The organism is Rhizobacter sp. P3_B12 (assembly GCF_056402895.1).
The window spans coordinates 1-1,390 of sequence record NZ_JBFUGN010001295.1; the positions used below are offsets into that span (position 1 = coordinate 1).

1 protein-coding gene and 1 pseudogene are annotated in these 1,390 nt (G+C 63.2%); both read right to left on the reverse strand.

Annotated elements, in window-relative coordinates:
* Positions 1 to 320, reverse strand: a pseudogene (locus AC1D01_RS34655) (hypothetical protein); the annotation flags it as partial.
* Positions 321 to 366: 46 nt separating this feature from the next.
* Positions 367 to 1,390 (reverse strand): TonB-dependent receptor domain-containing protein (locus AC1D01_RS34660; RefSeq protein WP_477874041.1); only part of this gene is annotated, 1,024 nt, incomplete at its 5' end.

Genomic DNA, 1,390 nt, shown 5'->3' on the forward strand with positions numbered 1-1,390 from the left:
GGTATGAACGGCGGCGGCGGCGCCTCCAGCTTCGGCGGCGGCGGCACCACCACCTCCGGCGGCGGCGGCGGCTTCTTGATCTCCTCGATCACCTTCGTCTCGATCGGTGCCCGCACCACGTCGACCACCTTCTTGGCCAGCCCCGTCAGCAACGCATACACGATCGCCGCGTGAAACAAAATGACAAACCCGATCCCGACGATGTGGCGTCGGGGATCGCGTTGTCGCTTGGAAAAGTCCATACGCTGGGATCTCCAGTGTGGAAAACGCAAACGTTCGAGGTTAACAAAAATGCCCGCCGGCTTGTGGCCAGCGGGCATGGCAGTGCAGCCTGAGCGGTGTCAGCCTACCTGCTTGCGGTCTGCGTCAGAAGAAGCGATAGCTCGCGTTGACATAGATGAAACGGCCGCGCGGGTCGCTCATCGTCGGATCGAAGCCGTACTGGAACGACGAGCCGTTGCCGATGAACAGCGGCGGATCCTTGTCGAACAGGTTCTTCGCGCCGAGAGCGACCTTCAGGTTCTTGACCCCGGTGAACGCCACCTGCGCGTCGTAGGTCGACGTGGCCGGAACGCGGTGCTCGTTGCCCAGCAGGTCGTTGGCATCGCGATAGCCGGAGTAGTAGTTCTGCGCCAGCGTCGTCGCCCAAGCGCCCGTCGACCAGGTCGCGCTCAGGTTGTGCTTCCAGCGCGCCACCACGCCGGTGCTGGCAACGTCGAGCGGAGACCCGTCGTCCTGGACGATCGAGCCGACGCTGTGCTGCGTGCCGGCCAGCGTCTTCAGGTCGAAGGTCTGCATGTAGGTACCGGTCATGTCGACCGAGACCTTGCCGAACGAGAACGTGTCGTTCCAGTTGCCGGTGACGTCGAAGCCGCGCAGCAGGGCCGATGCCGCGTTGTGCAGACGCTGGTCGACGGTCTCGACCGTGGAGGTGGGATCGTCATTCGTGAAATCGACATCACCGTCACCATACAGCGGCTTGCCGGCGCGCGCGGCATTGACCAGCGCGAGGGCGGCCGGCGAGATGATGTAGTCGTCGATCTTGATCAGGAAGTAGTCCACGCCGAACGAATAGTTCTTGGTCGGCGACACCACGAAGCCCAGCGACAGCTGCTTCGACTTTTCCGGCTTCAGGTTCGGATTACCGCCATTCTTGGCATTCGCCTGGATCGCGCCATCATCAGGGTGCAACGGATCGATGAACTGCTCGCTRACACCGACGGTCATCGGCTTGTACAGCTCAGGCAGCGTCGGTGCGCGGAAGCCGGTGCCGATGGCGCCGCGCAGCAGCAGCTCCTTCACCGGGGTGTACCGCGTCGACAGCTTGCCGTTCGTCGTCGTACCGATGACGCTGTACTTGTCCCAACGACCCGAGGCATTCACCTCGAGG